Genomic DNA, 4,341 nt, shown 5'->3' with positions numbered 1-4,341 from the left:
AGCTGGCGGACGATGCAGATGATGCAGGGTACACCATACTGCTCATATATGAGCGCTGCGGAGATGACGAGACCATGTCTCTGACACTGAGGAAGGGTAAGGACAAGCTGGTGAACGAGGAGGAGGACCCATGAAGCTCCTGACTTACTTCTTCACGCGCTCGGAATACGGTCCGCTCCAGCCGTTCATTAAGGTGGCCGAGGAGATGGGTGTGGACGTATGGGCCATGGACTACACTGATGTAAATGGCCGTAAGTGGTATGCTGAGGACATGCATTGTCTTGAGCCAGATGTGGTCCTCTGCCCATTCGATAGGCCGGAGATGGTAGAGGTAGCCTATGCCGCCTATCATAACGATTTTTCAGTGGCACAGTTGTTCGCAGGAGACGTTGCAGGCGGTGCGTATGACGATGCCGATAGGTTTGTCATATCCAACTATGCGACCTATCTGTTCTGTGCCGACTACAACCAGTTCGTGCGCACGACCGATAGCCAGAAGTGGGCTCAGCGCATTGGATGGAAGAAGCGCATCGAGCTGGTAGGCGCGACCCATTTTGATAACATGGAGTCTATGCCTCAGTCACGGTTTAGAGATTATGTTCTCGTGCTTTATAATCCGCCTTCCATGCTTTCAAGGAAGGAAGTAAAAGCTGAGTTGGACAAGCTAGTCTCAATGATAGGTTATGAAGAGAATGTGGTGTGGATTGCACCCAATGGGGATGAGAACTCGGACCTCGTGGAAGAATATGCGAATAACGCAAACCTATTCAAGAATATGCCGAGACCTGAGTTCTTAGGATACTTGAAGGGTGCGAAAAGCATCATTGGCAATTCGAGTTGCATGTTTTATGAGGCAGCATACTTCAATGTGCCTTATCATCAGGTCGGGGTCAGGAACAAGCACCGTGAGCCCATTGCGGATTTCATGTGCAAGCCCGGCGCATCAAAGAGAGTCATTGAAGTTCTGAAGGAGGAATTGGATTGACGGAGGAGGAGATGAGTGTGGATTACATAGATGGGTGCAGCGAATGCTCACGAGCCCGAATATTCAGGGGTAAGCTTCAGGACAATCAACCCTATGGCCATTTTCTGCGCGATGGACGCGACCTCAAGAGGGGGGACTACGAGTGGTTCGCCGGAATCCCCGAAGGCTCCAAAATCATGCTGATTGTCATTGTGGAGGAATATCCAAAGGATTGAGGGATGAAATGACCAAGATATACGACGGCGTGACCATCTCCCCTCGGACCAAGATAGAGGGGCACGAGCAATCGTTCATCGGCACCGGAGCATATATATTCACCCCGCTTTTAAAAATGGCTATCGGCTCGCACATCAATGCGCGTTGTATAGTAGCGGGAAGAGGCTCATTGACCATGGGCGCTTATTCTGTGCTAGGCTATGACGTCTTGGTGCTCACCTCGTCCGATACGGCGTGGGGCAACATGTCCGATTTTTGCAGGGATAAGGAGCGATGCATCAGAACAGAGGACATATCTATCGGTCCTCATGCCTTCGTCGGCTCCAAGTCCATACTCCTACCCGGTGCCCATGTTCCCGAGGGGGCGGTCCTGGCCTTAAAGAGCGTCTTCGGACCGGATGACAAGTTAGAGCCGTGGGAGATTAGGTATGCGGACGGACACAGGATAAAGAGAGAGATGAAGAGGGAAGTGGTGCCCACATGAACGAGAACTATGAGAATGACGATGCTACACATGTCAAGGGCATGGAGCTGCCTGTTGTGCATCTATCCCCCAATTTTATGTACTCTGCCGTAGGCGTCAGGGATTGTGATGCACAGGACTGTGAGAACAATTGGTTGAACAAGTGCATATGCATCTCCGGCATATCTATCAGGATGGTCGATAATATACCCAAATGCGTCAACTACATCAAGAGGAGAGTGGTGGATTGAAAATAAAGACATGCTGTGAAGGTATGGGTGAGTTGGAAAGCGGAAGAATAACTGGAAACTATGGCCGTACTCATATGGTGTTCGAGAGAGATGGTAAGATACTTCTCGATATGAGCGACGGGGAATATGGAACGCTAGAGATTACATATTGCCCTCGCTGTGGGAAAAAAGTGGAGTTGGCGAGAACGATGGAAATCGGACCACAGGACCCAGGCATAGGAGAAGCATTGGCATACGTGGGTCCAGGCGGTACCGTAAACCTCAGGCCTGGAGATTATTGGATGCATGGCCCCGTCACTATGCAGGATGGGCAATCGGTCATCGCAGAGCTTTCGCCTGAGGGGAAAACCCAGGTCAGGATACGGGGAGTGCCTGAAGGGGAGATGCCTTTTCACCCAACTAACTATTGCACGATAAGTGGAATAGACTTCACGCACATGCACGAGGAATGAACATGGTATACTGCCAGGTACACAGGATTAAGCATAAGGGCAGGCTGCGCAAGCAGGCCTGCAAGAACGCGAAAGATGCCAAGGTCTACGGTTACGTCAACTTCGTGAAGTGGTGGAAGAAGGAGGGAAGGGTATGAACGAGTTCAGGATACCGTTCGCAAATCCAGCTATGAGTGAGGCTTCCGCAGAAGCTGCTTCAGGTGCCATCAAGGAAGTGCTGCTCAACGGGCACTTGTCCAACGGGGAGTACAACAGGAAATTGGAAGAGAAGGTGGCCAAGATTAGTGGAGCGGACATGGCCATTACGTGCTCGTCCTGCTCGCAAGGCCTGATAGCCGCTTTGGCCGGTGCGCAGGTCGCCATGCTTGGAGAGAGGGACCGGAGGATAAAGGAGTCCAGGGACCAGATGGTCATCGGGTTCACCTCGTCGTTCACCTGGAACTCCACCATCGCCGCCATCAACGCCCAGGGCTGCCCGGTGTACTACATGGACATCGACTACGACTCATGGTGTGTCAAAGAGTATCCCATGGGCAAGGGACCGGCGTTCGCGTTAGCGGTCGACACGTTCGGCACTCAGTTCGCCGCCCAGTCCCCCGTGCCCATATTCTACGACCGAGCGCATTCGTTGGGGCAGAGGTTCAGGCACATCGGCATGGCCTCGGTGCTCTCCTTATCGCCGTCCAAGCTCATCACTGGGTGTGAAGGTGGAATCATACTGACAAACTCCCCCAAGTTTGGGAAGGCGTACACCATGACGCGGGACCTCATCTCCCGGCTATCCGAACCGCACGCCATCATCGCGTTGGAGAACCTGAAGAAGTTGCCTGAGATACTGGAATGGAAGAAGGGGACGTATGATTATTATAAGTCCCACTTCCCCAGCTTCCAGTTCCAACAGGGGGAGAGCAACCACCAGGTCATCGGCATGCTCGTCGACACGAAGAAGCAGAGGGATGGCCTGTACGACTACGCTATCTCCCAGGGCCTGGAGGTCAAGGCCTACTACAAGCCGACGCACCTCCAGACCTCAGGCTACGATTGGGCGGGCAAGCTCCCCATCACCGAGGACATCGCCTCCAGGATTATCGTGCTGCCATCCTGGCTCAACTGCCCGAGAGGGGAGATAGTCGACATTATAAAAGATGGGGTCGATATTGTGCAGAGGATGAAATCGTGAGCGATGAGGAGCAGATTTGTTTGGTCAGCGAGCGGGGTTGCTCAGGTTGCGCTGAAGTGAAGAAGCTGCTGAAGAGGCCATTGGAGGATGGAGAAATCAAGGAGATTCCCATCGAGTCGGAGCTGGGTAAGGAATTGGACAAGGACTTCAAGTTCAAATACGTCCCGGCGTGCGTCATCAAGGACTCCAGTGGCAAGTACCGAAAGTGCAGGGAAGGGCAAATCGATGAACTCATCGAGGACGAAATGAATAAAAGTTAGGAAGGGGTTTACTTTTTCTTTCCAGGCTTCTTCTTGCAGCCGCACTTGCCCTTTTTCTTGCCATACTTGCACTTGAGAGCGCACTTCTTGAGGCGCACCTTCACGAGGTTCACCTGCCTTTCTTGATTTTTATCTGAGATTTGGTGGGAAATGATATGTTGACCATATGCTGTTTCCCTTTCATCTTTTTGCCGTTTGTTGAGCCGCTACTGTATTTGATGCAATCGCAGTCATAGGCGAAGACGATGGTCTCACCTTTGTAGGTATGTTTGGCATGTCTTTTGCACTCACATCCAATACCACTCGGGTTTGACATGCAATCACCTCAGCAGTGCTTTCTGCAATACTGTGCGGCCTTCTTGAACTTCGGCTTGCAGCTTCCATGGCACTTCTTGCCCTTGAGCTGTCGGGACATGCAGTTGCTAAAGCCCTTGGACGTCTTGCACTTGCGACCTTTGAGCTTGGTCTTCCTACGCCTGCCGCGGGAACCTAGGGGAACGTATTTGTATGCCATATCAGCACTTCCCTCGGCCC

10 protein-coding genes are annotated in these 4,341 nt (G+C 52.1%); 8 read left to right on the top strand and 2 right to left on the bottom strand.

The genetic code is table 11. The features are described 5' to 3' along the window. Positions 1-130: 130 nt before the first annotated feature. From PHI12_13750 to PHI12_13715, 8 genes are read left to right on the top strand one after another with little or no spacing between them, the layout of a single operon-like run. Positions 131-985 (top strand): UDP-N-acetylglucosamine 2-epimerase, encoded by an 855-nt coding sequence (locus PHI12_13750; protein ID MDD5511857.1) that lies wholly within the window; start codon positions 131-133, stop codon positions 983-985. After that, a complete protein-coding gene (locus PHI12_13745; GenBank protein MDD5511856.1) occupies positions 982-1,200 on the top strand; it encodes a hypothetical protein in 219 nt (72 codons plus the stop codon). Before PHI12_13750 ends, PHI12_13745 begins: the two co-directional genes overlap by 4 nt. Positions 1,201-1,208: 8 nt before the next feature. Beyond that, a complete protein-coding gene (locus PHI12_13740; protein MDD5511855.1) occupies positions 1,209-1,685 on the top strand; it encodes a hypothetical protein in 477 nt (158 codons plus the stop codon). Then, positions 1,682-1,915, top strand: a complete 234-nt coding sequence (locus PHI12_13735) for a hypothetical protein (protein ID MDD5511854.1) — start codon at positions 1,682-1,684, stop codon at positions 1,913-1,915. Before PHI12_13740 ends, PHI12_13735 begins: the two co-directional genes overlap by 4 nt. After that, on the top strand, positions 1,912-2,367 hold the full coding sequence (locus tag PHI12_13730; protein MDD5511853.1) for a hypothetical protein: 456 nt from the start codon (positions 1,912-1,914) through the stop codon (positions 2,365-2,367). The genes PHI12_13735 and PHI12_13730 overlap by 4 nt, the downstream gene beginning before the upstream one ends. Before the next feature lie 2 nt (positions 2,368-2,369). Then, the gene (locus PHI12_13725) at positions 2,370-2,504 is read left to right on the top strand and encodes a hypothetical protein (protein MDD5511852.1); all 135 of its coding nucleotides are present in this window, start codon (positions 2,370-2,372) and stop codon (positions 2,502-2,504) included. Further along, the gene (locus tag PHI12_13720; protein MDD5511851.1) at positions 2,501-3,547 is read left to right on the top strand and encodes a DegT/DnrJ/EryC1/StrS family aminotransferase; all 1,047 of its coding nucleotides are present in this window, start codon (positions 2,501-2,503) and stop codon (positions 3,545-3,547) included. The genes PHI12_13725 and PHI12_13720 overlap by 4 nt, the downstream gene beginning before the upstream one ends. Beyond that, positions 3,544-3,807: a hypothetical protein gene (locus PHI12_13715; protein MDD5511850.1), complete on the top strand. Its 264-nt coding sequence runs from the start codon at positions 3,544-3,546 to the stop codon at positions 3,805-3,807. The genes PHI12_13720 and PHI12_13715 overlap by 4 nt, the downstream gene beginning before the upstream one ends. A gap of 109 nt (positions 3,808-3,916) precedes the next feature. On the opposite strand, the gene PHI12_13710 is transcribed toward PHI12_13715, so the two are convergent. Beyond that, entirely contained in the window at positions 3,917-4,123 is a 207-nt protein-coding gene (locus PHI12_13710; protein ID MDD5511849.1) for a hypothetical protein, read from the bottom strand. A 9-nt stretch (positions 4,124-4,132) separates the two neighbouring features. Then, a partial coding sequence (locus PHI12_13705) for a hypothetical protein (protein MDD5511848.1) occupies positions 4,133-4,341 on the bottom strand: 209 nt, incomplete at its 5' end.

The organism is Dehalococcoidales bacterium, assembly GCA_028716225.1.
Classification (GTDB): domain Bacteria; phylum Chloroflexota; class Dehalococcoidia; order Dehalococcoidales; family UBA5760; genus UBA5760.
Note: the sequence above shows the minus strand (reverse complement) of the source record. Positions and strands in the feature narration are given on the sequence as shown.

Bases quoted from the DNA above. Each gene is read 5' to 3' on its own strand.
- PHI12_13750 (MDD5511857.1), top strand. From the start codon at position 131: ATGAAGCTCCTGACTTACTTCTTCACGCGCTCGGAATACGGTCCGCTC.
- PHI12_13740 (MDD5511855.1), top strand. From the start codon at position 1,209: ATGACCAAGATATACGACGGCGTGACCATCTCCCCTCGGACCAAGATA.
- PHI12_13735 (MDD5511854.1), top strand. From the start codon at position 1,682: ATGAACGAGAACTATGAGAATGACGATGCTACACATGTCAAGGGCATG.
- PHI12_13725 (MDD5511852.1), top strand. From the start codon at position 2,370: ATGGTATACTGCCAGGTACACAGGATTAAGCATAAGGGCAGGCTGCGC.
- PHI12_13720 (MDD5511851.1), top strand. From the start codon at position 2,501: ATGAACGAGTTCAGGATACCGTTCGCAAATCCAGCTATGAGTGAGGCT.
- PHI12_13710 (MDD5511849.1), bottom strand. From the start codon at position 4,123: ATGTCAAACCCGAGTGGTATTGGATGTGAGTGCAAAAGACATGCCAAA.